26 protein-coding genes are annotated in these 22,375 nt (G+C 58.0%); 9 read left to right on the top strand and 17 right to left on the bottom strand.

Annotated features, from left to right (window positions below; all coding sequences use genetic code 11):
- Window positions 1–9 precede the first annotated feature (9 nt).
- Complete coding sequence (locus PH552_RS00580) at window positions 10–744, bottom strand: SDR family oxidoreductase (RefSeq protein WP_113249192.1); 735 nt, start codon at window positions 742–744, stop codon at window positions 10–12.
- Between the two features lie 72 nt (window positions 745–816).
- On the opposite strand from PH552_RS00580, the gene PH552_RS00575 reads away from it, so the two are divergent.
- Window positions 817–1,446 (top strand): TetR/AcrR family transcriptional regulator, encoded by a 630-nt coding sequence (locus PH552_RS00575; protein WP_113249190.1) that lies wholly within the window; start codon window positions 817–819, stop codon window positions 1,444–1,446.
- A gap of 88 nt (window positions 1,447–1,534) precedes the next feature.
- Here PH552_RS00575 and PH552_RS00570 read toward each other — a convergent pair whose 3' ends face one another.
- Window positions 1,535–2,023 carry an Lrp/AsnC family transcriptional regulator gene (locus tag PH552_RS00570; RefSeq protein WP_113249189.1) on the bottom strand — a complete coding sequence of 163 codons (489 nt, stop codon included), beginning with the start codon at window positions 2,021–2,023 and terminating at the stop codon, window positions 1,535–1,537.
- Between the two features lie 125 nt (window positions 2,024–2,148).
- Between PH552_RS00570 and alr the strand changes: the two genes are divergently transcribed.
- The 3 genes from alr (at window position 2,149) to PH552_RS00555 (ending at window position 5,592) form a co-directional block, all read left to right on the top strand.
- Window positions 2,149–3,279, top strand: a complete 1,131-nt coding sequence (gene alr, locus PH552_RS00565) for an alanine racemase (RefSeq protein WP_113249188.1) — start codon at window positions 2,149–2,151, stop codon at window positions 3,277–3,279.
- A gap of 27 nt (window positions 3,280–3,306) precedes the next feature.
- Window positions 3,307–4,557 carry a D-amino acid dehydrogenase gene (locus tag PH552_RS00560; RefSeq protein WP_285165331.1) on the top strand — a complete coding sequence of 417 codons (1,251 nt, stop codon included), beginning with the start codon at window positions 3,307–3,309 and terminating at the stop codon, window positions 4,555–4,557.
- A 213-nt stretch (window positions 4,558–4,770) separates the two neighbouring features.
- Window positions 4,771–5,592: an IclR family transcriptional regulator gene (locus PH552_RS00555; protein WP_285165330.1), complete on the top strand. Its 822-nt coding sequence runs from the start codon at window positions 4,771–4,773 to the stop codon at window positions 5,590–5,592.
- Window position 5,593: 1 nt separating this feature from the next.
- Here the strand turns inward: PH552_RS00555 and PH552_RS00550 are convergent, their stop codons facing one another.
- The 5 genes from PH552_RS00550 to PH552_RS00530 all read right to left on the bottom strand — a co-directional run bounded on the left by PH552_RS00550 (window position 5,594) and on the right by PH552_RS00530 (window position 7,993).
- Window positions 5,594–6,391, bottom strand: coding sequence for an HpcH/HpaI aldolase/citrate lyase family protein (locus tag PH552_RS00550; RefSeq protein ID WP_285165329.1), 798 nt, complete (start codon window positions 6,389–6,391; stop codon window positions 5,594–5,596).
- Window positions 6,392–6,399: 8 nt separating this feature from the next.
- Window positions 6,400–6,810, bottom strand: a complete 411-nt coding sequence (locus PH552_RS00545; RefSeq protein WP_350223701.1) for a Zn-ribbon domain-containing OB-fold protein — start codon at window positions 6,808–6,810, stop codon at window positions 6,400–6,402.
- The gene (locus PH552_RS00540; protein ID WP_285165328.1) at window positions 6,807–7,271 is read right to left on the bottom strand and encodes a thiolase C-terminal domain-containing protein; all 465 of its coding nucleotides are present in this window, start codon (window positions 7,269–7,271) and stop codon (window positions 6,807–6,809) included. Before PH552_RS00540 ends, PH552_RS00545 begins: the two co-directional genes overlap by 4 nt.
- Before the next feature lie 104 nt (window positions 7,272–7,375).
- On the bottom strand, window positions 7,376–7,681 hold the full coding sequence (locus tag PH552_RS00535) for a putative quinol monooxygenase (protein ID WP_113251636.1): 306 nt from the start codon (window positions 7,679–7,681) through the stop codon (window positions 7,376–7,378).
- A gap of 27 nt (window positions 7,682–7,708) precedes the next feature.
- Complete coding sequence (locus tag PH552_RS00530) at window positions 7,709–7,993, bottom strand: DUF1330 domain-containing protein (protein ID WP_113251635.1); 285 nt, start codon at window positions 7,991–7,993, stop codon at window positions 7,709–7,711.
- A 570-nt stretch (window positions 7,994–8,563) separates the two neighbouring features.
- Between PH552_RS00530 and PH552_RS00525 the strand changes: the two genes are divergently transcribed.
- Entirely contained in the window at window positions 8,564–9,022 is a 459-nt protein-coding gene (locus tag PH552_RS00525) for an NUDIX domain-containing protein (protein WP_285165327.1), read from the top strand.
- A gap of 251 nt (window positions 9,023–9,273) precedes the next feature.
- Here PH552_RS00525 and PH552_RS00520 read toward each other — a convergent pair whose 3' ends face one another.
- From PH552_RS00520 to PH552_RS00485, 8 genes are all read right to left on the bottom strand, one after another.
- Window positions 9,274–10,245 (bottom strand): alpha/beta fold hydrolase, encoded by a 972-nt coding sequence (locus PH552_RS00520; RefSeq protein WP_113251633.1) that lies wholly within the window; start codon window positions 10,243–10,245, stop codon window positions 9,274–9,276.
- A gap of 136 nt (window positions 10,246–10,381) precedes the next feature.
- Complete coding sequence (locus PH552_RS00515; protein ID WP_113251632.1) at window positions 10,382–11,272, bottom strand: LysR family transcriptional regulator; 891 nt, start codon at window positions 11,270–11,272, stop codon at window positions 10,382–10,384.
- A 65-nt stretch (window positions 11,273–11,337) separates the two neighbouring features.
- A complete protein-coding gene (locus PH552_RS00510; protein WP_285165326.1) occupies window positions 11,338–11,652 on the bottom strand; it encodes a hypothetical protein in 315 nt (104 codons plus the stop codon).
- Window positions 11,653–11,675: 23 nt separating this feature from the next.
- Complete coding sequence (locus PH552_RS00505) at window positions 11,676–12,140, bottom strand: nuclear transport factor 2 family protein (protein WP_113251630.1); 465 nt, start codon at window positions 12,138–12,140, stop codon at window positions 11,676–11,678.
- Between the two features lie 78 nt (window positions 12,141–12,218).
- On the bottom strand, window positions 12,219–12,767 hold the full coding sequence (locus tag PH552_RS00500) for a carboxymuconolactone decarboxylase family protein (RefSeq protein ID WP_113251629.1): 549 nt from the start codon (window positions 12,765–12,767) through the stop codon (window positions 12,219–12,221).
- Window positions 12,768–12,891: 124 nt separating this feature from the next.
- On the bottom strand, window positions 12,892–14,949 hold the full coding sequence (locus tag PH552_RS00495) for a 2Fe-2S iron-sulfur cluster-binding protein (RefSeq protein WP_285165325.1): 2,058 nt from the start codon (window positions 14,947–14,949) through the stop codon (window positions 12,892–12,894).
- A 57-nt stretch (window positions 14,950–15,006) separates the two neighbouring features.
- Window positions 15,007–15,618 carry a glutathione S-transferase family protein gene (locus PH552_RS00490; RefSeq protein WP_285165324.1) on the bottom strand — a complete coding sequence of 204 codons (612 nt, stop codon included), beginning with the start codon at window positions 15,616–15,618 and terminating at the stop codon, window positions 15,007–15,009.
- A 192-nt stretch (window positions 15,619–15,810) separates the two neighbouring features.
- Window positions 15,811–16,713 carry a LysR family transcriptional regulator gene (locus tag PH552_RS00485; RefSeq protein ID WP_285165712.1) on the bottom strand — a complete coding sequence of 301 codons (903 nt, stop codon included), beginning with the start codon at window positions 16,711–16,713 and terminating at the stop codon, window positions 15,811–15,813.
- 99 nt (window positions 16,714–16,812) lie between these two features.
- Between PH552_RS00485 and PH552_RS00480 the strand changes: the two genes are divergently transcribed.
- A complete protein-coding gene (locus tag PH552_RS00480) occupies window positions 16,813–18,231 on the top strand; it encodes an aldehyde dehydrogenase family protein (protein WP_285165323.1) in 1,419 nt (472 codons plus the stop codon).
- Window positions 18,232–18,261: 30 nt separating this feature from the next.
- Here the strand turns inward: PH552_RS00480 and PH552_RS00475 are convergent, their stop codons facing one another.
- Window positions 18,262–19,248 (bottom strand): NADPH:quinone reductase, encoded by a 987-nt coding sequence (locus PH552_RS00475; protein WP_285165322.1) that lies wholly within the window; start codon window positions 19,246–19,248, stop codon window positions 18,262–18,264.
- A gap of 108 nt (window positions 19,249–19,356) precedes the next feature.
- Between PH552_RS00475 and PH552_RS00470 the strand changes: the two genes are divergently transcribed.
- On the top strand, window positions 19,357–19,680 hold the full coding sequence (locus tag PH552_RS00470) for a winged helix-turn-helix transcriptional regulator (RefSeq protein ID WP_285165321.1): 324 nt from the start codon (window positions 19,357–19,359) through the stop codon (window positions 19,678–19,680).
- A 2-nt stretch (window positions 19,681–19,682) separates the two neighbouring features.
- Here the strand turns inward: PH552_RS00470 and PH552_RS00465 are convergent, their stop codons facing one another.
- Window positions 19,683–20,582, bottom strand: a complete 900-nt coding sequence (locus PH552_RS00465) for a LysR family transcriptional regulator (protein ID WP_285165320.1) — start codon at window positions 20,580–20,582, stop codon at window positions 19,683–19,685.
- Window positions 20,583–20,721: 139 nt separating this feature from the next.
- On the opposite strand from PH552_RS00465, the gene PH552_RS00460 reads away from it, so the two are divergent.
- Together PH552_RS00460 and PH552_RS00455 are read left to right on the top strand one after the other, a co-directional pair.
- The gene (locus PH552_RS00460; RefSeq protein ID WP_285165319.1) at window positions 20,722–21,297 is read left to right on the top strand and encodes an isochorismatase family protein; all 576 of its coding nucleotides are present in this window, start codon (window positions 20,722–20,724) and stop codon (window positions 21,295–21,297) included.
- Window positions 21,298–21,359: 62 nt separating this feature from the next.
- On the top strand, window positions 21,360–22,106 hold the full coding sequence (locus PH552_RS00455) for a pirin family protein (RefSeq protein ID WP_285165318.1): 747 nt from the start codon (window positions 21,360–21,362) through the stop codon (window positions 22,104–22,106).
- The last annotated feature ends 269 nt before the right edge of the window (window positions 22,107–22,375 follow it).

The following is a 22,375-nucleotide window of genomic DNA, read 5'->3' as shown; positions in this document are numbered from 1 at the left end:
TTTAATGGCTTACCATGGAATGATGCCTTCAGGTGCAACGAAGCGCCCGGTACCTTCAACATCATTGTGCCCAAGCGCATACGCAACAGGTAACCGCGCGCCTTCATCAGGCGTCATGTATCCGTTTCCACCCGTCAGGTCTGTCTTAACGTAACCGGGCGCGATTGCGTTCACCGCGATCGAAGTGCCTTTCAACTCAGCAGAGAGTTGCACAGTCAACATGTTCAGCGCTGCCTTTGAGGCGTTGTATCCCATTAGCCGTGCCTCGTAATAGGGGGATGTTGGATCATTGTTGATCGCGAGCGACCCCAATGTAGTAGACAGATTGACGATGCGCGCAGCTTCCGATTTGCGTAACAATGGGAGCATGGCTTGCGTAACGGCGAGGGTGCCGATGAAATTGGTCTCCATGATCCGGCGCACGGCCGAAATCGAGGCCTTGGAGGGAGGGCCATCCTCCGGATCGACGATTCCGGCGTTGTTGACCAGGATGTCGAGTCGTCCGTACTTTGTATGGATCTCTTTTGCTGCTGCTGCGATTGTCTCGTCGTTGTTGAGGTCAACCCTGATGGCTTCCACCGGAAGGCCTGAGGGTTGAAGGCTCTTGGCTGCGACCTGACCTAGCTCTAAATTGCGGGCGCCAAGCAGCACGAAAACCCCGGTCTGGGCGATCTGTCGAGCAATTTCGAATCCAATTCCTTTGTTCGCGCCTGTTACGAGCGCAATCCGTCCGGCACTTTCCATTGAGTTTCCTTTCTATGTTGGCTAGAGCCGGCTAGTATTATATGAAGGAACCTTCGTATTTTGGATTCGCATATGGACGCAGCGCCCCCTAGACACCTGACCCCCCGGAAAAGGCCGCGTCAGACGCGATCGAAGACGACACTCGAAGCTATTTTCGAGGCGACTATTCAGGTTTTGATTGCTGAAGGAACTCAACGGTTGACCACCACACGTGTGGCAGAACGCGCGGGCGTATCAGTCGGCACGATGTATCAGTACTTTCCGCACAAGCAGGCGCTGCTTTATGCCCTCAACGCGCGATATCTTGATCTCCTGGCGGAGCGTGTTGAAAAAGTCTGTCGAGATCAACACGGTCATCCAACCAGCAAGATGGTCGAAGCTCTTATCAACGCTTATTGGCAAGCCAAAACAGAGCGAAGCGACGTGACGCGGGTTCTCTACAGTTCTGCCGTCGAACTCGATAACGAGGCGCTGATCGACGCTTTCGCCAAGAGAATGGATGCGGCCACTATCGCCATGCTAGAGACTGCGCCAGGTGCGAATTACGCCAATCTGGAACTGGTGAATGTTAGCCTGCTGTCCGTAATCTTTGGCACTGTCAGAAATGTGTTCGAGCGGCGGCTCCCCGAAGACCAGCAGGCTGGTATTCGATCACAATTGATAATGATGTGTCTTTCTTACCTAGAAAGATCTGGCGGATGACTTCTTTTAGCAAGCAAGAGCGACAACGCGCTTCAATTTCGCGTTCACAAGAGTAGCAGCGGAGCCTTGCTTCCTGAGATGGTTGGATCTAATCCATGACGACCGGTCGGAGCCTGCCAGCTTTTTGTTTACGGGTGGCTAAAACATTTCGGATCGAGAAGCTGGAGTGTATGCGCAATACACCCGGCAACTTGGAGAGAATGTCCTTGTGGATGCTCTCAAATTCTCGCGCGTTTGCGACCTCCACTCGTAGCAGGTAGTCTGATCCACCGGTCATCAAGAAACATTCGCAAATTTCCGGATGTTTGCGCACCGCCGCTTCAAAGCGGTCAAGATGATCCTCGGTTTGCCGCTCAAGCGTGATGTTGATTATCACCGCGATGACCGCTTCGTCGTTTCCTGCATTGATGAGCGCCGTATAGCCACGAATGATACCGGCCTTTTCCATCAATTTGATCCGCCGCAGGCATGCAGATGGAGATAATCCGACCTCAGCCGCCAGACTGGCATTGCTCCTTCGCGCATCCAACCGCAGGAAACGCAGGATATTCCGATCAATTGCATCAAGAGCCGTCATTGCAGATCATTCTAAATTTTGCTTCGTTCGTCCGAAAAACTGAGTAGTGCGCAACTATCAAGCATTCCTCCGTCGGAAATTCTACGATTATTTCACTATCCTCCCAATTTAATTGGAGGGGCGAAATGGGCCAGGTATCACGTCAATTACCCAGCGACCGCGCAGACGATATTGGAAGCTCGGGTATTCTATCGATTGATCTCGCTGCCCTTGCGCGCAATTACGCCCGGCTTTCCTCCGAGGTAGCGCCGGCGAAGGCAGGTGCAGTCGTGAAGGCAGACGCCTACGGGCTAGGCGCGGATCGCGTCGCCCGTAGACTGCATGCGCATGGTTGCCGCCATTTCTTCGTTGCTCAGTTCGCCGAGGCCCTGGCCCTGCGACCGATTCTGCCAGCAAATGCTGCCGTTTTCGTCTTGAACGGACTTCAGCCGGGCAATGAGGAAACCAGTGCGCGCGATGGCATCATCCCGGTCATCAATTCGCTGGAACAATGGCAACGTTGGGCGGAGACAGGGAAGTCACTCGGCCGCCGACTACCTGCCGTACTGCAATTTGACACCGGCATGTCGCGCCTCGGCGTTCCACCGGAAGATCGGCCAGAGCTTGCTCGATTGCTTCAGATCGAAGGTAAAATCGATGTGATGTTCATCATGAGCCATCTCGCCTCCGCAGACGATCCCGACAGCGCCCAGAATGAAGACCAGCGTATTGAGATGCAACGCATTGCCGGTGAATTTGCGCAATTCCCTGTCTGTTTCGCCAATTCCGGCGGCATCTTCCTCGGCGAAACGTTTCACGGCATGCTAGTGCGCCCTGGCATCGCGCTGTATGGGGGTGCTGCGACAGGCGGCGCAAAAAATCCTATGGAGCCGGTCGTTCGCCTCGATGTCGCCGTGGTGCAGGTGCGCACCGTTTCATCAAACACGCGGGTCGGCTACGGCGGGACCTATGTCACAGCAGGTGAAGCTCGGCTTGCCACCATCGCGGCCGGCTATGCCGACGGCCTGCCGCGCAGCCTTTCCGGCCGTGGCGCCGTCTATTGCGATGGCATACGCCTTCCGGTGGTCGGCCGCGTATCTATGGACAGCATCACCGTCGACATCACCGATCTACCTGAGGGCCGGCTAACGCTGGGAAGTTTTGTCGAGGTTCTCGGCCCAAACCAGACCCTGGAAGACCTCGCCCGCGATGCAGGGACGATTTCCTACGAGATCCTGACGGGTTTGCGCAATCGTTACCAGCGGTACTACCGTTAATCCCTATACTCTGTGTTAGAGGCCATAATGAAAGTCATCGTTCTCGGCGCCGGTATTGTTGGCGTCACATCGGCCTACCAGCTTGCCAAGGCCGGCCACGAGGTCACGGTTGTTGATCGCCAGCTAGGCCCGGCATTAGAGACCAGCTTTGCCAATGCCGGCGAGGTTTCTTTCGGATATTGCTCGCCTTGGGCGGCCCCCGGCATCCCGATGAAGGCGCTAAAATGGCTGTTCATGGAACATGCGCCGCTGATCCTGCGTCCGAAGACCGATGCAGCCATGATCTCATGGATGCTGAAGATGCTCTCCAATTGCACCTCGAAGCGCTATGCCATCAACAAGAGCCGCATGTTACGGCTGGCGGATTACAGCCGCATCTCGCTTGCCGCGCTGCGCGAGGAAACCGGCATTGCCTACGACGAGCGCATGCGGGGCACGTTGCAGCTGTTCCGGACGGAAGCACAGCTCGATGCCTCGGAAAAGGACGTCAGGGCGCTGGCGGCCGACGGCATCCCCTATGAAGTGCTTGATCCCGATGGCTGTATTCGCGTCGAGCCCGCGCTGAAGCATGTGCGCGAGAAGATCGTCGGCGGCCTTCTGACGCCGAAAGACGAGACCGGGGATTGCTTCAAATTTTGTAACGCCTTGGCCGCCAAAGCCACAGAGTTGGGGGTATGTTTCAACTATGGAAGTATCGTTCGGGGCCTCGATGTCGATGACGCCCGGATTCGAGGCGTCATCACTGCCCATGGCCGATTGGAAGCCGACGCAGTGGTCGTGGCTTTAGGCAGCTTCTCCCCACTTCTAGTGCGGCCGCATGGCATCCGCCTGCCTGTCTACCCGGTCAAGGGATATTCGCTGACCATTCCGATTACCGATGAGACGCGCGCGCCGGTCTCGACCGTGATGGACGAGACGTATAAGATTGCCATCACGCGGCTGGGCGACCGCATCCGTGTCGGTGGCATGGCCGAAATATCCGGATATACGAACGACCTCGGTGAGCCCCGGCGGCTAACGTTGGAGCATTCCGTCACTGATCTCTTTCCCGGCGGCGACGTGTCGAAGGCAAGTTTCTGGTCTGGACTTCGACCAATGACGCCAGATGGGACGCCGGTGATCGGTGCTACAAAAGTCGCCGGCCTCTTTTTAAACACTGGCCACGGTACACTTGGTTGGACGATGAGCTCGGGCTCCGCTCGACTCATCGCTGACCTGCTATCTGGCCAAGAAACCGATATCGACGCCAGCGACCTCGGAATCGCGCGATACGGTTGACGCCCTGCATTTTGACTGCGCCCCGGTTCCCAACGGAGGATGGCCCGGCGAGCAGCCTGCAGGTGGTGCCCGCTTGTTTTTGTCGACTGCTATGCCAGGGACCGGTTCTATCGAATCCCGCAACCTGAGATGCGCGTGTGCCGCAGGCTCTCACTTGTTTCTGCCCATTTCGTGTTCTAATAGACGAACTAGGTTCGCAAAGGGATATTCGACGTGGCCAAATCAGCGCTTCGTGTGCTCGAGATTATGGAATTTGTTGCGACATGTCAGGGCGGCGCCACGCATGCCGAGATATCCGTGGCTCTCGGCATCCCCAAGAGCAGCTTGACCGAGCTTCTCCGGGATCTCCAAAGACCAGGCTATCTCCAGCTCGATAAGCAGTCAGGCCGTTTCTCGATCGGCTCGCAGATCATGTTCTTGACCCACTCTTACATCAAGAACTTGAACATAGTTCGGGTGGGATCACCCTTCGTGCATCAACTCTTTCTTTCCATAAACGAATACACAACTATGGCGATACCGAAAGGTGATGAAGTAGTGGTGGTATGTTCGGAAACGCTACCGTCTCCACTTTCGCATTCACTCAACCTTGGGGAACACCTTCCGATGCTTAGCAGTGCCGTGGGAAGGGCGGTACTGGCCTTCATGGATGAGCACGAACAAGAAGGAGTTTTCGAGCGCTTCAAGCCAACGGCATATACTCCTCTAACGAATACCTCGTTGGAGTCGATCAAGAAGGCGCTTGCGCACACACGCGAAACGGGGATCGCTGACGTCCGCGACGAGTATCGCCTCGGGATTATCGGTCTAGCAGCGCCTGTTTTCAACGTGAATGGTAAACCGATAGCGTCAATTGGAGTGGCTTTGCCTAGCGCTCGACAGGACTTAGGCTACGAGGAAGGCGTCAAGAAGATTCTGCTCGAATGTACTTCGGAGCTTTCTCGCAGTCTGGGCGCGAACCTCACCGCGTCGCCGCGGTCTGCATTTAGGGATCCGGAAGATCCTGACGTCAGGGAGCTCGAAGGCATCTCCTAGCTCAAGTCATCGTCAGAACGCGTTTGGCATACTCAACGACGGGGGCGTCGATCATCTTCCCATTCAATGAGACCGCGCCTGTTTCGGTAGCCACTGCATTCAGCACTTCCTCAGCCCATGCTACTTCGCTCTCCTCAGGAGCAAGACCCATACGAGCAGGCGAAATCTGATTGGGATGGATGCATAGTTTGCCGCCGAATCCGAGTGAGCGCGCATATCTACAGTCTTCCAAGACAGTCGAGGGATCTCTGAAGTTTGTGGTGACGCCGTCGATGGGAGGCAGCAGTTCGCTTGCCTTGGAATGAAGGACGATCTGCGATCTAGCGAAAAGCAACGCATCCCGGCTCCCAGGGATGCCGATATCCATCTGAAGGTCGATCGACCCGAATGCCATTCGCTGAACGGCGGGGTGATCGGAAATTGCGGGCAAATTAACTATTCCTTTTGCTGTCTCGACAAGCGGTATGATTTCGAGTGGACGCCCCAGGGTCTCCAACACTCGTTCGATTTGCTCCGGCCCTGTGGTCTTCGGTAACATGAGACCGACAATATTCGTTGTCCTGACCGCCATGATATCGTCATGGTACCACGGCGTATCGCCGCCGTTGACGCGGATGATGACCTTTTTGCTTTTGGGCTCAGATAGGTATGAGGCCATCGCTTGACGCGCCAGCGACTTGCGTTGCGGCGACACGGCATCCTCCAGGTCGATGATCGTCACATCGGCACCTGAATCCATGGCCTTCGTAAACTTTTCTGGACGGTCCCCTGGGACAAAAAGAAACGTGCGCTCGATCATGATGTTTCCTATTGCTCCGTCTTTTCGGCGAAGCGCACGACGACGAGATCTTCCGCGATCTTTTCGAACACGGCTTCAACTGTCGCGCCTATCCGAGGTTCGCGATCGGTTAGTCCAGCCAAGTTGCTTATCAAAGTAGGGCCCTCAGGCAGTGAAACCTGCAATACCGTGTAAGGAAGACGTTCCTCGAGGCCGGGCCAGTAGGCCTTATGGAAGACGCAGAAGCTCTCGAGGGTGCCTTCGCCGCTGCACTCGATCCATGTTGACTGATCAGAATGACAGCTTGGGCAGATTTTGACAGCAGGGAAACGGGTGTCTCTGCAAGTGCTGCACCTTTGGACCATCAGCTTGCCTGAGGCTGCGGCCTCCCAGTGAGGCCGGTTCAGCGGGTCATCTGGTGGAGGTGGAAATTGGCTCATGCCTCTTCCCTTCCATAGATTACCGAGGTCACAATCGGAGACGCGGCCATGTACTGGATGAAGTTGGCATTCTTGATCTGCCGAGCTCCGCACTCTCCTCTTATCTGTCTTACGGCTTCGAGATTTAGACCCCATCCCTGTAGGTAGGCGTCTGACAAATGACCGCCACTTGTATTCGCTGGATAGTCTGAACCTAGTCTGAGGTGCCCTTCATCGACCCAGTTCCCACTCTCACCAACCGGGCAAAACCCAAATCCTTCTAAAGAGAACAGAACAGTGGGCGTGAAGTTGTCATAAATCATGAGACCGTCGAGATCGGCTCGTGTCACTTCTGACTTAGCGTAAATCTCTTTGGCGACCTTCTGCATCGGCTCGAACCAGTAGTCCTGAGGCGGCAGGCTGCTTCCTTTAAATTGCGAAGCTTGCGCGGCTCCCCTGATAAACACAGGTGTAGTGCGCATATCCTTTGCGCGCTCGGACGAGGTGATGATGAATGCGACTGCTCCATCGTTTATGAGGCAGCAATTAATGAACACACTGTAAATGTGTTTGCACTCGCACGTCTTCATCCATTCGCTGGAAAGCGCCGCTGAAATTTCTGGATCTCAATCTCGTTCACACACAGATCGGCTGCTTTCGTCAAGAATTCGCGCACATAGGTAGTCTTCATGTGCTCGTCGAAGTCTGAATGATGGCGCCAGTCTTCCACCACAATCCACTCGTCGGGCGCGTCTTTCGACTGGTAAATCTCGTATCGAAGATTTCCTGCCTCTCTTTGCGTAGGGGACACCAGCGCTAAAAGGGCGGTTCCGAGAGCCTTAGACCTGCCATGTTTCGCTTTGAAGAACGCTACGTTGGTCAGTTCAGCCATAAAGCGGCACCTCCATTCCTAAAGAGATCATACGCCGTCGATTGCTATGATTCTCGACTTGGCCGCCGCTTGACGCTGGGCAGCTAGCGGGAGATAATCTGGCGACTCGAACAGCTTACGGATCGCGTCTTTGTCGGGAAACTCGATAATCAGCATGTTCGTGCTTTGCCAATCTTCCAGTTCAAGTGGTGCGCTATCAAGGGCGATCAGTCGGCCCCCTAGTTTCGATACAAGGGGCAGCGCCTTGTTTCGGTACTCTTCAATTGACTTCATATCGTAGATCTCAAGGTCGACGACGAGGTAGGCGGACATGGATTTCCTCCTTAATTCGAGCCAGAGCAGACAGGGCGCCTGACTATACGGGACGCTATTGATATGTGCTGGTCAAAGTCAGGCCTGTCTTGTGGAAGAGCAAATATGCAGTCATCGGCAGCCGTCTCACGGCGTTTTGCTCAAACTGTCGTGATCTTGCGTAAAGTCGCTGCATCTTGGAGGCCGCTTGGAAATTTCGACAGGTCACCCGATGCTGCCTGACTCAGGCGAGATAGCGGGACGGAAGAAGAACGCGAATGTTCTTAGGCTTTTGTGCTGAAGCCAGGGATGACGAAGCCACCGAAACCAAAGCCGCTCCTTCGCCAATTTATGCCCTGATCCGCTCGAAGCCGCGTCGGAACCGCAATCCCGCACAGCCGACAGCTAACAGAGCTAACTTTCTCGGTCAAAATCGCACTGGAGACAGAGCAAGCCTAAGCGACCGTGAAGGCTTGAAACTGTGGGTGCTGCCGACGTTTCACGTCGAAGCGCCAAGACTGGTCATTGTAGCTGCTAATCGCTTTGGGCTATGCATGGGTCCAGCAACCTCGATATCGGATGATCAGGCCTTTGAACTATATCAAATCCCTTCGCGCAAAGATCGGTCACGACCTCATTATGCTGCCGAGCGTTGCGGCCGTGATTTCCGACGCCGAAGGACGGCTGCTTCTCCAACGCAAAGGTCGCGGTGAAGGGTGGAGCCTTCCTGCCGGTGCTATCGAGCCGGGTGAGACACCGCAACAAGCTGTAGCCCGCGAAGTCCTGGAGGAGACCGGGCTGACAGTCACCCGCTCAGAAATTCTGGCGGTATTTGGTGGCAAGGATTTCCGATATGAATATCCGAACGGAGATCGGGTCGAGTATTTGGTAGTCCTTTTTGAATGCTTAACAAACGGCGAGCCGGCCGGTTTCGCCGATCCTGAGACCGTCAGCCTCAAATACACTTCCTTAAAGGAAATGCCGAAACTCGCCCTTCCTTATCCGATGGAACTTCTGTTCCCGGCGAAAGATAACTCCTGCCGCATTTGATTTCGGTTTTAACGCCGAAAGCTGGCGTGTGATTTACTTTTGCTCTTGATGGGTTTTGAACCGACGACCTGTGCCTGCGATTGCCAAACGAGAGCCGACGGTAATGATGACCAACATTTCCATCTAAAAATGCCTGCCGCGGGAGGAGAGATGCGGCAGGCGATCGGAGTAAATGGTTGCCCCATGGAGAGAGGCTTGTGGAGGAGGCTTCCTGAATAGTTTCCAGCCGGTGCGGGAGCCTCACTCCGCTTTCATTTTGCAACCTTGCGATCGAGGAAACTCCTGATCAGCGGAGCCATCTCGTCCAGCTTGTCTTCCAGCGCAAAGTGGCCCGTATCCAGGAGATGGAACTCCGCTTCGGGAAGATCGTGAAGATAGGGATGCGCGCCCTCCTCCGGGAAGATCTTGTCGTTCTTGCCCCAGACGATCAGCGTCGGCGGCTTACGGTCGCGGAAGAATGCCTGGAACTGCGGATATAGCGGCAGGTTGGTGCGGTAATCGTAGAACAGGTCGAGCTGGATATCCTTATTGCCTGGCCGGTCGAGCAGCGCCTGGTCGTGGACCCAGTTGTCGGGGCTGATCCGCGTCAGGTCCTTGACGCCATCGGTATATTGAAACTTGGTCGTCTCCGGCGCGACGAGCACCGAGAGCGCTTCCCGATCCTTCTTCGCCCCCGACTTCCAGTAGGCGCGGATCGGGTTCCAGAAATCCCGGATGCCTTCGTCATAGGCATTGCCGTTCTGAACGATCATTCCGGTGACGCGATCCGGGTGCTTGAGCGCTAGCCGGTAGCCAACGGGTGCGCCATAATCCATGAGATACACCGAATATTTGGTAGCGCCGAGCTTGGTCAGCAGCGTGTCGACGATATCGGCATAGTGGCCGAAGGAATACTCGAACTTGGTGTGATCGGGCGCATCGCTCTGACCGAAGCCCGGATAGTCAGGGGCGATGACGCGGTAACGGTCAGCGAGCAGCGGGATCAGGTTGCGGAACATGTGCGACGATGTGGGGAAGCCGTGAAGCAGGACGACGACCGGGCCGTCGGCCGGTCCGGCTTCGCGATAGAAGACGTTGACACCGTCTATTTTCGCGGAGCGATAGTGAATCGTCGCAGATGCCTGCTGGGCGATCGCCGGCGTTTCCGCGAAGACTACGCTTGCAGGGGCGGTAACAAAGATGCTGGCGGATGCGAGAAGCAGGGCGGCAAGAGTGCGAGACATTGTGGTTCTCCTCAGGAGTGGTTGTGGGCGGCTTGTTGCCTGCAGCCAACATCACTTTTTCGGCGTAGAAGGAGAATGTTCGTATTCGACAAGGGATTATTGCGTCTGGTGATATGAACGCGACAGGCTTAGGCGACTAATTGAGAAGGCGGTTCTCGCGCAGCCTTACCGCAGCCATATCGACGAAGGCGCGCACCTTTGCTGGAGCCTGCCGACCCTCCGGATGGAGGATGTGTATGGGCAAAGGCGGTTCCTCGAATTCGCTGAGGATGATCTGCAGCTCTCCAGCAACGAGAGCTGGGCCGATCTGGTAGTTGAGCACTCTTGTCAGACCCCACCCCTCGCGTGCCGACTGGATCGCTGCTTCGTTGGTGTTGCATTGTAAAGCCGCATCCACGGATACTCGCAGATCGTCGCCAAACTTCCACTCTGGTGAAGCCCAGGCTGCCGTGGAAGCCGCGATACGGTGGTCTTTGAGATCGGCTGGCGATTTCGGAACACCAAAGCGCTCGAAATATTTTGGCGAACCACACATGACTCGACGGACCGTACCAACCTTCACGGCAGAAAGATTAGAGTCGGGGAGATGGCCGATGCGCACAGCGACGTCGATGCCTTCCTCGACAATGTTGACCGGCCGGTCGATGAAAAGTGTCTTTGCCTTCATCGTCGGATAGGTATTGAGGTAATCCGTCACGACCGGAAGAACGTACATCTGCCCGAATAGCGCGGACGCGGTTATCGAGAGAGTCCCCGTCGGCGTCGCGTAGGAACCGCCGGCAGCCGCCTCTGCTTCAGCAATATCGGCAAGGATCCGGCGACAGTCTTCAAAATAGCGAACCCCCGCTTCGGTCATCTTCACCGAGCGGGTGGTCCGCACCAGGAGGCGCGCTCCAATCAGGTCTTCGAGTGACGAAACCGCACGCGTGACAGCCGGTGCGCTCATGAACATCTGGCGTGCGGTATCCGCGAAACTTTCAGTTTCGGCGACCTTCACAAAGATCCTCATTGCCTGCCAGCGATCCATCCATTCCCCCAAAGTACTTGCGTTTCCAGGACCCTAAGGGCTTGGAACCAAAGCCTCAAGAGCCTCTAACAGAGGATCATGATTGGCGAACGGCAAGCCTGCGAGATGCGCTCTATTTCCGCACAGGCCTCCTCGGAAAGACCGGCGCGCAGTGCGCGCTGGTGCGTTTCCTGACAAGCATTCAATGCAAGGGATATTGCGATCGACGTCTCGAAGTCGAAGCTTGAACCCCGACGCGCCATGTCCATCTCGGCGCCGGTCATACCAAGTGCACGACCGGCGTCTTCTTGTTTCGCAAACAGTGGCTTGCTCGCATTGGTTCCGGTGACAGCCAGTTCTACTGAAAGCCTTATGCGAGCATCGATTGACGAGCCGGCCATTTTTTATCTCCTGGCTCAGCCGTCTAAAAGCCGAAATCGCTAAGGCCAGGGTGGTCGTCCGGCCGGCGGCCCAGCGGCCAACGAAACTTGCGATCGGCTTCGGCGATCGGGTGCTCGTTAATGCTGGCATGCCGTTCCCGCATCAGGCCGTCTTCGGCAAATTCCCAATTCTCGTTGCCATAGGCGCGGAACCACTGGCCACTATCATCGCGATATTCATAGGCATAGCGGACGGCAATGCGATTGCCAGTGAAAGCCCAAAGTTCCTTGATCAGGCGATACTCGAGCTCCTTGTTCCACTTGCGGGTTAGAAACGCTTCGGCTTCGGCGCGATTCGTCGCGAATTCGACTCGGTTACGCCAGCGCGTATCGAGCGTATAGGCAAGCGCCACCTTGGCGGGATCGCGGCTGTTCCAGCCATCCTCTGCAAGACGGACCTTTTCAATGGCGCTCTCTCTGGTGAATGGGGGAAGCGGGGGACGGGACATGTTCAAGTTCCTCTGAAGATGGCGTTTGTCTTTATTGGCAAGAGACGGCACATCTTGCACCGCCTCTTGAGGGTTTGGTCACGCAGCCGCGCGATCAATACGGGGGAAGTCGATCTCGGTGTCGAGGGCCTCATTCACGTAGTTCGTGAAGGTGTTGAGGGCCACGTGGGCGATGATCTCGACAATCTCAGCATCGCTGTAGCCAGCATCACGGACCTTGACGATCTCGGCCGGGGCAACGGAACCGCGAGCCACGGTCAGCGCCCGGGCGAATTCGACTGCGGCAGCTGCCTTGGGATCGTTCGACGTGCCGCTGCGGTTGGCAGCGATTTCGAACTCGTCGAGTTTCGCAAACCTCGTCCCGGTGAAGGTATGGGCCGAGAGGCAATAGTCACAGCCGTTGGCTTCAGCCACAGCAAGCGCAATGCGTTCGCGGGTGGCCGGCGGCAGCTTGCCTTTGCCGAGTGCGCCCTGGAGCGACGTCAAACCCGTCAAGGCGGCAGGGCTGTTGGAGACCAGACGAAAGATGTTCGGAACGGAGCCGATCTGCTTCTGGATAGTTTCGAGGATCGGACGAGAGGCTTCCGGCGCGTCGTTGATCGTGGCGGGGGTAGGAATGCGTGACATTGTAGTCTCCTTTTTCGGTTGAGAGAGACGTCGCTCTCTTGAGATTGAATATGATCCGGTGAGGGATCTTGCTGAAGATCGAAAGGGAACAAGGGACTGTTACGCTGGACGCAGCAATCGGCCCTTAGACAGCGAGCTGCAGGCCGCCTTCCTGGTCGGCAGGAACAGCGCAGCACAGAAGCACTTCGTCGGCTTCGATCTTCGCTGTGGGCCGCTTGACGTAAGCGACGGCGCCCTTGACAAGCTTGGTCCGGCATGTCCCGCAATTGCCTTCCCGACAACTGAATTCGGGCTCAAGACCACGTGCTTCGGCAAGGTCGAGAAGCGTGCCAGAACCAGGTGCCCACCGCGTTTCCTTCAGGGAATTCGTGAACACCACGGGTACCGATTTCTCCGAAGGCTTCACGACGGAAGATGACCCGGCTGGTGCCGCTTGACTCGTGCGGATCAGCGACGAAGGGCCGAAGGCTTCGGCCTGAATGCGGTCGTCAGCAATGTTAAGAGCCCGCAGTCCGTCATAGAGCCCTTGGGTGAACTGGGCGGGTCCGCAGAGATAGAAATCGTAATCGTTGAAGGGCAGGAACCGAGTCAGCATCGCCATATCGATCCGCCCTGTCGCGTCGAAGTCCCTTCCCTCTTCAGCATCTGTGGTGTCGCTGAGGACTCTGACCAAACGCACATTGCCCTTGGCCGCACCGATAAGATCGGCGATCTCCTTGTCGAACGGTCGATCGGCCTTGGAGCGAGTCGCGTAGAACAACGTGACCGGACGGACACGCTGCTTGCGGAGCCCTTCGTAGACAATATGACGGAGCATCGCGAGCATCGGGGTGATGCCGACGCCGCCTGCAAGAAGCACCGCCGGGCGTGTCGAGCGGGCGTCGATGCTGAATTCGCCGGCCGGCGCGCGCGCCTCGATGACATCGCCAACGGCGATGCGATCATGGAGGAACTGAGATACCTGACCATCGCGCTTGACGCTGATGCGGTAGATCCCGTCGGACGGCGCGACCGAGAGCGTGTAGGTGCGAATGACCGCCTTATCTTCGCCGGGCAGCTTGATGCGGATGGGCAGATGCTGGCCGGCCGCGTGCGGAAGGAGTCCTGCGCCATCGGCTGGCTGCAGATGGAAGGACTTGATCGTCGCGCTTTCATCGACGATCGCGGTGACGGTCATTGGCCGCCAGCTTTTAGCAAACTCTGCGGCGCGGAGACGGTCGGCGGCTTGGCTCCAGCTGCCTGTCATCAAAGAGCTCGGCGACCAGCCGTCCTTTTGAAAAGCCCATCTCAACGCCAGTGCATTACGCCGCCGAACAATGCGCGTCGGCTTGAACGTCCAGAACCGCTCTGCCCCCTGGAAAGCGGCGATTTCGGGCGAGTCGAAAATGACTTCGGCCGTTCCCGTCATCTGCAGCATGTCGCCCGTGTTGAAATCCACGAATAGAAGTCCTGCCTTTCCGTTCAGCAGGATATTGCCCAACGTTGCGAAGAAGAGATTGCCGTCGAAGTCGGGGATCGTCAGAACGCCATCGTCGCCGACGCGGACAAACCCTGCATTGCCGCCCCGGTGGGACACATCCACCTGACGCCGGTCCTCGCGATCGACATAGGACGCGACGAAGAAGGCGTCAGCTTCCTGAATGATCGCGCGCGCCCCGTCATTGAGGGCGGGCAATTCCTCGACTTCACCGGTAAATGGTTCGCCTGGCTGACGCTCGAAAGAAAAGTCGCGCAGCTGAATGTAACGCGGACAATTGCCAAAACTCTGATCGACATCGATGCGAAAGCCGCCTTCGATCGTCGAGACAAAACCATTCATACGGTTGCGGCGGCGTGTGTGCATCTCGATGCCAAGGAGGCCAATGGGCAAGCCCTCCGCCAATCCCTCGCTTGCCGGGTCGCTTGGATCGCGGTGCGCAGCAATGTCAAGCGCGACGGGCGAAGGCGACGACATAAACCCCGGCTTGCCTTCCACGAAAGTTGCCCAGGCGTCACCAGCCTGATCGACGCTCCCGAGAACGATGAAAGGCAGTTGGGCGTAGAAGTCCCGGTGCTGGTCCGGCATGAAGTCACGAACGACACGCTGGCCGACGGAGGCCATGCGTTCCTTTACGCCGAGCCTTTCCTGAATAAAGGTCTCGCCTTCATGCCACGTCGGCAGTTTTGTAAGCTTCATGGACATCTGCGTTCTCCGGGAAAGGGCAAAGAGCGCGCGAGATCCCGCACGCCCTATTGAAGCTCAGGCGGCAAGACCGACCGGCGTTTTGACAAAGTCTACGAAGCCCGGGAGTTGCTCGACGCGGCGCAGCAGGGCATTCACAAACGGATAGGCGCTCAGGTCGACGTTGCCCTCTGGGGCGCGTGCGACATAGCTGTAGACTGCGACGTCCGCGATCGTCGGGCGATCGCCTACCAGCCACTCACGCTCTTGCAGATGGCACTCAATCCGGCCAAGGATGGTATGTGCACGCCCGATAACTTCTTCCGGATTGAACTTGGCGCCGAACACTGTCACCAGACGCGCAGCTGCCGGTCCATAGGCGATCTCCCCGGCTGCGACAGAAAGCCAGCGCTGGACGTCGGCGGCTCCTTTAGCGTCCTCCGGAAGCCATTCCGTCTGACCTGCCTTCTTGGCGAGGTAGACCAGGATCGCATTGGAATCAGAGATGAAGACATCGCCATCCGCCAGAACCGGGACCTGCCCGAACGGGTTCATTTTGAGGAAGTCGGGCTGTTTGTGGGCGCCAGATTTCAGATCGACTTCGACGAGCTCGTGGGGCATCCCGATCAGCGAAAGGAAGAGCCGGGCGCGATGTGCGTGACCTGACAGCGGATGGTGATAGAGTTTCATGTGATCGCTCCTGATTGAAGGCCGGGTTCGTTCCCGATCCGTGAACACAGGATGCAATGCGCAGCCACGCGGCTGAATACGCATGTTTGACATTTGACTGTTACGCGGAGCGGAATAGTCCGGTAGCACCAGGATGAAAGGGGGAACTTCGCCTCCACCCCGTCGGGCGATCCTCCAAGCTGAAGAGTACGGTCACATCGTTACGGTTGTCCGCAGCTCCTTGATCAAGTCGACGAACCGGCGCAGCTTCGCCGGTAAATTGCGCCTTCCGGGATAGTAGAGACATAAGCCGGGATACGGCGGGGTCCACTCGGCAAGAACCTGTTCCAACCTACCCTCGGCGACATCGTCGGCGACCTGCCACTCACTCAGGTAGGCTAGCCCAGCCCCCTCACGCGCGGCCCGGAGCATAAGGTCGCTATCGTCGAGCACGAGCTTCCCAGGAACGTCGAGCGCGAAGCTCTCGCCTCGCCGCTCGAACTCCCAGCGATAGATAGTTCCGCTCGCCATTCGAGCGCGAATGCATAAGTGGTTTTGGAGCTCTGCCGGATCCCGCGGCTTTCCATGATGGCGGAAGTAATCGGAAGACGCGACGATGGCCGGCCGGATACTATCGCCGATCGGCACGACCACCATGTCGGGAGGAACGGCCTCCCGGATCCTGATCCCGGCGTCGAAGCCTTTGGCATTGACGTCGACCAGCGCGCCCTCCGTCACGATCTCCACCGCCATCTGCGGGTTCCGGCGCATGTACTCCAGGATCAGCGGCGTAAGGATCATCCGCGTTGCGCCCACCGACGTGTTGATCCTCAGAGTGCCCGTTGCTTCCGCCCGATGTTCATCGACATGCTCGACAGCGCTCCGGATCGCCTCCAGCGCCGGCCCCACGCTCGCCACGAACTGCTCTCCCGCAGCTGAAAGGACGACGCTACGGGTCGAGCGGTTGAACAGTCTGACGCCCATGCGCGTCTCCAGCGTAGCGATCTGCTGGCTGAGCGATGACGACGAGATGCCGAGCTCGCGAGCCGCCGCACGGAACCCGCCTTGTGAGGCGACGGCGAGAACAGCCTCCAGTTCAGCAAGTGAGCCGCGCATCATTGTCCGTAATCTCCTATCAGGCTGAGCATGTTTGACCAGCTTATCAGGACAGCGCCGAAGTGCCAGATGTGACGGAACAGCCAAAAGGAGTTTGAGATGCGCAACATCGACAAGATTTACATCGACGGAGGCTTCGTCACACCGAGGGGATTTGAGACCGCCAATCTCTACAATCCGTCGACAGAGGAGAAGATCGGCACAGTCAGGCTTGGCGCCATCGAAGATGCCCGTGAGGCTATCGCCGCCGCGAAACGCGCCTTCCCGGCGTTCTCACGGACGACGAAGGCCGCGCGTATCGAGATGCTTCAGCGTTTGAACGCAGCTGTCGCCGCGCGCGTCTATGATCTGACGCAAGCGATGGCGCTCGAATATGGTGCTCCTCAGACCTTCACGCGGTTCGCTATTCCCCATGCTGCTTCAAGCTTTCTGACCATGGCGAAGGTCTTGGAGGACTACGACTTCGAGCGACAGATGGGCCGGGCCCGCGTCGTCATGCAGCCCTCCGGCGTTGCCGCCGCCGTCACGCCGTGGAACAGCAATATTGGCTTCATCACCTCGAAGCTTGCAACCGCCATCGCCGCTGGCTCCACCATCGTCATTAAGCCCAGCGAGATGAGTGCGATGCAGACACAGATCCTCACCGAATGTCTTCATGACGCAGATTTGCCGAAGGGCGTGTTCAATATCGTCAACGGGCTCGGCAATGTCGTCGGCGCGGAACTCGGCCGGCATCCGGACATTGCCAAGGTGACCTTCACCGGATCCACCGCAGTTGGAAGGGAAATCCTGCGTAACGCGGCCGACACCTTCAAGCGTGTCACGCTGGAGCTTGGCGGCAAGGGACCGAACATCATTCTCGATGACGCCGATCTGGACGTTACAATACCCGCCGTACTGCGGATGGGCTTCATCAACAGCGGCCAGGCCTGCATTGCCGGGACACGAATTCTGGTTCCCAAGCATCAGCTGGACGATGTCCTCGCCAGGCTCAAGCAGGAGATCGCGACATTCAAGGTCGGTGCGCCAGACGATCCGGACGCGATGATCGGACCGATGGTCAGTCAGAAGCAGTACGATCGCGTCCAGTCCTATATCGAACTGGGGATGCAGGAGGGAGCGAGGCTCCTGACAGGTGGCCTGGGACGACCTGCCGGATTGGAACGCGGCTGGTTCACGAAGCCGACCATATTCACTGATGTCAACAACCAGATGCGCGTTGCGCGCGAAGAGATTTTTGGCCCGGTCCTGTCGGTAATCACCTATCGAGACGAAGACGAAGCCGTGTTCATCGCCAACGACACGCCATATGGACTTCAGGCCTATCTGCATGGCACCGATGTCGCACGCATGCAGGCGCTTGCGGATCGTCTGGAGTGCGGCCGCGTGGTTGTTAACGGCGCGCCGCACGAGCCGCTCGCTCCTTTCGGCGGTTTCAAGCAATCGGGTATCGGTCGCGAGTATGGCGTGTTCGGCCTCGAGGCGTTCCTGGAGCCAAAAGCCGTTATCGCCTCATAAGCTGATCTCGATGAGATCGCATCACGGGTTCTAAATTCGAACGAGAACCTTTCCAATAGCCTTGCCGCTCTCCTGCAACTCGTGTGCCTCGGCCACTCCGTCGAGGGCATATGTCTGCGCAATCCGCGGAGCATATGCTCCCGATGCGGCGCAGGCCGAAACCTCTTCGGCCGCCTGCCGCATAGCGGCTTCCGGCATGGTGTAGACATAGACGAAACGGAATGACAAGCCGCCCAACAGCGCCGGGAAGAACGGGATCGTCAGCTTCGCATCTGGTGACTCCGTCGAATAGGCCGAGACGACTCCGTCGCGGGCGAGAGAGGTGATTGCTACGTCGATGTTGGCGGAGATATCCACGTCTACGATGCGATCGACGCCATGGCCGCCGGTGGCTGATCGGACGACCGCAGCGACGTCCTCCTCGTGCCTGTTGACGACAAGATCGGCCCCGGCCGCACGCGCGACCTCCGCCTGCTCCTCTCGGCTCACCGTCGTTGCCACCCACGCTCCCGCCCACTTCGCAAGAAGGATCGCTGCATTGCCGACGGCGCCTGCTCCTCCTTGGACGAGGACTCGCTTGCCGCGCAGGTCGCCGTCGGCGAAGAGGCAGCGATGCGCTGTCATCGCAGGAACGCCGAGCGCCGCTCCGATCTCGAAGGAAACGTTGTCCGCCAACCTTACGGCCTGCACGCAGGGCACGACAACAAATTCCGCCGCAGTACCGAACGCACGACCCCATTGGCCCATGTAGATCCAGACGCGCTCGCCGACGCGCGACGTGGGGACGCCGGGACCGACGGCGTCGATGATCCCCGCGCCGTCCTGGTGCGGCACGATCCTGGGAAATGGCATGAGCTTTCCGCCAAATCCAGTCCTCGTCTTGATGTCGGAGGGATTGATGCCTGACACGACCACCCTTATCCGGACCTCTCCGGCTCCCGGCTGCGGATCGGGTAGCTCGCCGACGGACAGCACCTCCTTTGCAGATCCTTGTCGGTTGTAGAAAGCAGCTCGCATGATGCACCTCTGAATATAGCTGCTTCCAACTAGGGGCGACACAGGCGAACTTGCAAGTAGGCAACAGTTTTGCCTATAGGGATAGAAAGTACACTATTGGAGCACGCAATGACTGCTGGCCAGAAGTGCCCCGTCGAAACAACCGTCGACGTTACGGGTGGAAAATGGAAGCCGATGATCATTTATCGGCTGCTGGACGGGCCGCGACGGTTTGGCGAGCTGCGCCGCCTTGTCGGCGACCCGAGCCAGCGTTCGCTGACAATGCAGCTCCGCGAACTCGAAGCCGACGGGATCGTCGCCCGCGAAGTTTTCGCAGAAGTCCCGCCGCGCGTAGAATACTCTCTGACGCCCTTCGGGCTGACGCTCGCGCCCGTGCTGATGGCAATGCGCGACTGGGGCGTCGCGTTCCAGGAGCGGCGCTTGGCCACGTAATACTAGCCTTCTTTGCTCTGGCCAGCGCCTCCCTTTGCGGAGAACCTCTCGACAAAGAAGTCGACCAGAACCCGGACCTTCCGCGACACGTGTGACCCCGGCGGGCGCACGATATAGACCCCGATTTCCGGCAGGCTGTAATCCGACAGGATCGGCACGAGGGTTCCGGCTTCCAGGTAATTCTGAGCGATCACCACGGGTAGCGCCGCGACGCCCAGGCCTGCGGCGGCCCCTTCGGCGATGCCCGCAGCGCTGTCGGCCTTGAACCGTCCCTGACCATTGACGACCACGGTCCGGGTGCCGTCGGAAACTCTCCAGCTTTCGGTCCCCTGCAAGATGGCCTGATGGTCGAGAAGATCTGACGGCTTCTGTGGAATGCCATGGACACGCAGATACTCCGGGTTTGCAAAAAGGCCTGCTGCAAAGGCGCCAATCTTGCGCGCGGTCAGGTTCGAATCCTGCAGGTAGCCAACGCGGATGCCGCAGTCGAAGCCCTCTGCCACCAGGTCGACATATCTGTCGCTGTAGTGCGCGTGGAGCTGGAGGAGCGGATGCAGGCGGGCAAGCTCGGCCAGTGCCGGGGCGAAGTGTCCGGCACCGAAGGACGACGGAACCGCCACGCGAAGGCGTCCGCGCAGCTCTCCGGTCGGCAGCATCTCCTCGCGTGCGACGTCCATCTCCAGGCACATGCGTGCAGCGTGCTCGCGAAAGGTGGCGCCAGCTTCGGTGAGGGATGCGCCTCTGGTCGTCCGTGCCAGGAGCTGAACGCCAAGCTCGCTTTCAAGCCGGACGAGCCGCCGGCTGACGATCGACTTTGGGAGGCCGAGACGCTTGGCGGCGACTGTGATGCCACCACCGTCCGCCACCTCGATGAAGGTCTGCATGTCCTCGAAGCTGATCATTCTTCGTGTTCCACTTTTCGTTCCACAGAGTGGCCGACCATAGAGCTACCGCGTTGAAATCTGCAACGTTAAATTCAACTCATCGGACGGATAGAAATCCAATTCACCAACCGCCGCCGACAGAAAAAGGAACACGACAATGCATAAGCAAGTCTTCACTCCCGAGAATTCCGCCATGCTGCTGATCGACCATCAGGTCGGTACGATGGCCTGGACGCACTCGCACGACATCAACCTGGTCAAGCAGAACGCGCTGAAGCTTGCCCGCATTGCCAAGGCCGCGAACATCCCGACGATCCTGACATCCAGCATGGAAGATCAGATCCAGGGGCCGCTGCTGCCGGAACTCGAAGCAATCCTGCCCGAAGCGTTCAAAGCCCGCGTCAAGCGTCCCGGCATCGTCAACGCCATGCACCACGACGGCTTTAACCAGGCGGTCAAAGCGACCGGTCGCAAAAAGCTGTTCGTCGCCGGTGTCACGACCGAAATCTGCGTCACCTTCCCGGTTCTTCGGATGCTGGACGAGGGCTACGAAGTCCAGGTCTCAGCCGACGCCTCCGCCTCCTACACCAAGTACGGCGACGATATCGCCCTGCGCCGCATGGAAAAAGCGGGCGCAATCATCACCACCGTCGACCAGATCATCTCCGAGCTTGCCGTCGACTGGACGAGCCCGCTCGGTCAGAAGCTGGTCGGCATCCTGAACTACCATTGAACGAACATAGCCGTCTTCGGCGCGGGCCACAGAGCCCGCGTCCGGATGAAAGGAATACAATCATGACCATCACCAAGATTGCCGCCGGCCATATACGCGGCGACTTCAGTCAAGGCTTCGGCGTCCAGATCCTGTATCCCGGCCTGACGCTGACGTCGGACGACACCGGTATCGGCCCGATCGGCAGGATCGACCGCGCCCAGGTTCAGCCGGGTCATCTCATCGGCATGCACCCGCACAAGGACGACGAAATCCTGACCTATATTCGTGGCGGCGAGATGCTCCATCGCGACACGGTCGGAAACGAGACGAAGCTCGACAAGACGCATTTCATGATGATGAACGCAGGCCATACGTTCCAGCATGAGGAACTGATGATTAGCGACCGACCCGTACGGGCATTGCAGATATTTCTGCGACCGAACGCACCTGATCTGGAGCCGATGGTTCAGTTCCATGAGTTCCCGGAGGAAGACAGCGTCGATCGCTGGCGGGTCATCGCCGGACCGAGCGCTGCACCGTTGAAGGTCAGATCCGACGTCCGCGTCCTTGACTCGCACCTGACCGAAGGGGTCCAATTGCGGTTGCCGGCCGAGGAAACTGGAAGAAACACCTTGCTCTACGTCTACCGTGGAAAGGTCGCCATCACAGGCGAGGTCATATCGGAAGGGGAAAGCGTATTCTCGACCTTTGCCTATGACGATCTTACCGCATGGTCTGAAGCAGACGTCTTGCTATTCTCGATGGATCCTGCGGCGGAGGTCTACCGAGGTGGCATGTTCAGTGGGAACCAGAGGCGCCGAGCCTAGGGATGCATGGGTCGATCTATCCTCGCTCGTCGGCCTCGGCGTCATCTCCAGCAACACGTCAAGGTCCCCACCCGGCATGTCGAACCAGCGACCCAGGCCGTTCGGTTAGGGCAACGTTGTAAAAAGTTGAGGTTTCGCTTAGACGGCGGAAGCCCGCCGAGATTTAAGCCAATCGTGTCGCGCGTTCTGCCTTCGTGGTCTTCTTTGATGGAAGTCCTCTACCTCTACTTTCCGACCCTCTTCACCAATCCGCAGCGTCGCGTGTGTTT

Origin of the sequence: Rhizobium aureum (assembly GCF_030182495.1) — a bacterium.
Taxonomy (GTDB): Bacteria; Pseudomonadota; Alphaproteobacteria; order Rhizobiales; family Rhizobiaceae; genus Rhizobium; species Rhizobium tropici_C.
The sequence above is the reverse complement of the archived record's forward strand: the minus strand, read 5'-3'. Positions and strand labels throughout refer to the sequence as shown.

Excerpts from the sequence above, each read along its gene's own strand:
- PH552_RS00500 (WP_113251629.1), bottom strand. The coding sequence starts at position 12,767 with ATGTCACGCATTCCTACCCCCGCCACGATCAACGACGCGCCGGAAGCC.
- PH552_RS00460 (WP_285165319.1), top strand. The coding sequence starts at position 20,722 with ATGCATAAGCAAGTCTTCACTCCCGAGAATTCCGCCATGCTGCTGATC.
- alr (WP_113249188.1), top strand. The coding sequence starts at position 2,149 with ATGGGCCAGGTATCACGTCAATTACCCAGCGACCGCGCAGACGATATT.
- PH552_RS00545 (WP_350223701.1), bottom strand. The coding sequence starts at position 6,810 with ATGAGCCAATTTCCACCTCCACCAGATGACCCGCTGAACCGGCCTCAC.
- PH552_RS00540 (WP_285165328.1), bottom strand. The coding sequence starts at position 7,271 with ATGCGCACTACACCTGTGTTTATCAGGGGAGCCGCGCAAGCTTCGCAA.
- PH552_RS00510 (WP_285165326.1), bottom strand. The coding sequence starts at position 11,652 with ATGGCCGGCTCGTCAATCGATGCTCGCATAAGGCTTTCAGTAGAACTG.
- PH552_RS00530 (WP_113251635.1), bottom strand. The coding sequence starts at position 7,993 with ATGTCCGCCTACCTCGTCGTCGACCTTGAGATCTACGATATGAAGTCA.
- PH552_RS00515 (WP_113251632.1), bottom strand. The coding sequence starts at position 11,272 with ATGGATCGCTGGCAGGCAATGAGGATCTTTGTGAAGGTCGCCGAAACT.
- PH552_RS00550 (WP_285165329.1), bottom strand. The coding sequence starts at position 6,391 with ATGATCGAGCGCACGTTTCTTTTTGTCCCAGGGGACCGTCCAGAAAAG.
- PH552_RS00520 (WP_113251633.1), bottom strand. The coding sequence starts at position 10,245 with ATGTCTCGCACTCTTGCCGCCCTGCTTCTCGCATCCGCCAGCATCTTT.
- PH552_RS00505 (WP_113251630.1), bottom strand. The coding sequence starts at position 12,140 with ATGTCCCGTCCCCCGCTTCCCCCATTCACCAGAGAGAGCGCCATTGAA.
- PH552_RS00455 (WP_285165318.1), top strand. The coding sequence starts at position 21,360 with ATGACCATCACCAAGATTGCCGCCGGCCATATACGCGGCGACTTCAGT.
- PH552_RS00475 (WP_285165322.1), bottom strand. The coding sequence starts at position 19,248 with ATGCGAGCTGCTTTCTACAACCGACAAGGATCTGCAAAGGAGGTGCTG.
- PH552_RS00495 (WP_285165325.1), bottom strand. The coding sequence starts at position 14,949 with ATGTCCATGAAGCTTACAAAACTGCCGACGTGGCATGAAGGCGAGACC.
- PH552_RS00580 (WP_113249192.1), bottom strand. The coding sequence starts at position 744 with ATGGAAAGTGCCGGACGGATTGCGCTCGTAACAGGCGCGAACAAAGGA.
- PH552_RS00485 (WP_285165712.1), bottom strand. The coding sequence starts at position 16,713 with ATGCGCGGCTCACTTGCTGAACTGGAGGCTGTTCTCGCCGTCGCCTCA.
- PH552_RS00480 (WP_285165323.1), top strand. The coding sequence starts at position 16,813 with ATGCGCAACATCGACAAGATTTACATCGACGGAGGCTTCGTCACACCG.
- PH552_RS00560 (WP_285165331.1), top strand. The coding sequence starts at position 3,307 with ATGAAAGTCATCGTTCTCGGCGCCGGTATTGTTGGCGTCACATCGGCC.
- PH552_RS00465 (WP_285165320.1), bottom strand. The coding sequence starts at position 20,582 with ATGATCAGCTTCGAGGACATGCAGACCTTCATCGAGGTGGCGGACGGT.
- PH552_RS00535 (WP_113251636.1), bottom strand. The coding sequence starts at position 7,681 with ATGGCTGAACTGACCAACGTAGCGTTCTTCAAAGCGAAACATGGCAGG.
- PH552_RS00490 (WP_285165324.1), bottom strand. The coding sequence starts at position 15,618 with ATGAAACTCTATCACCATCCGCTGTCAGGTCACGCACATCGCGCCCGG.
- PH552_RS00570 (WP_113249189.1), bottom strand. The coding sequence starts at position 2,023 with ATGACGGCTCTTGATGCAATTGATCGGAATATCCTGCGTTTCCTGCGG.
- PH552_RS00470 (WP_285165321.1), top strand. The coding sequence starts at position 19,357 with ATGACTGCTGGCCAGAAGTGCCCCGTCGAAACAACCGTCGACGTTACG.
- PH552_RS00575 (WP_113249190.1), top strand. The coding sequence starts at position 817 with ATGGACGCAGCGCCCCCTAGACACCTGACCCCCCGGAAAAGGCCGCGT.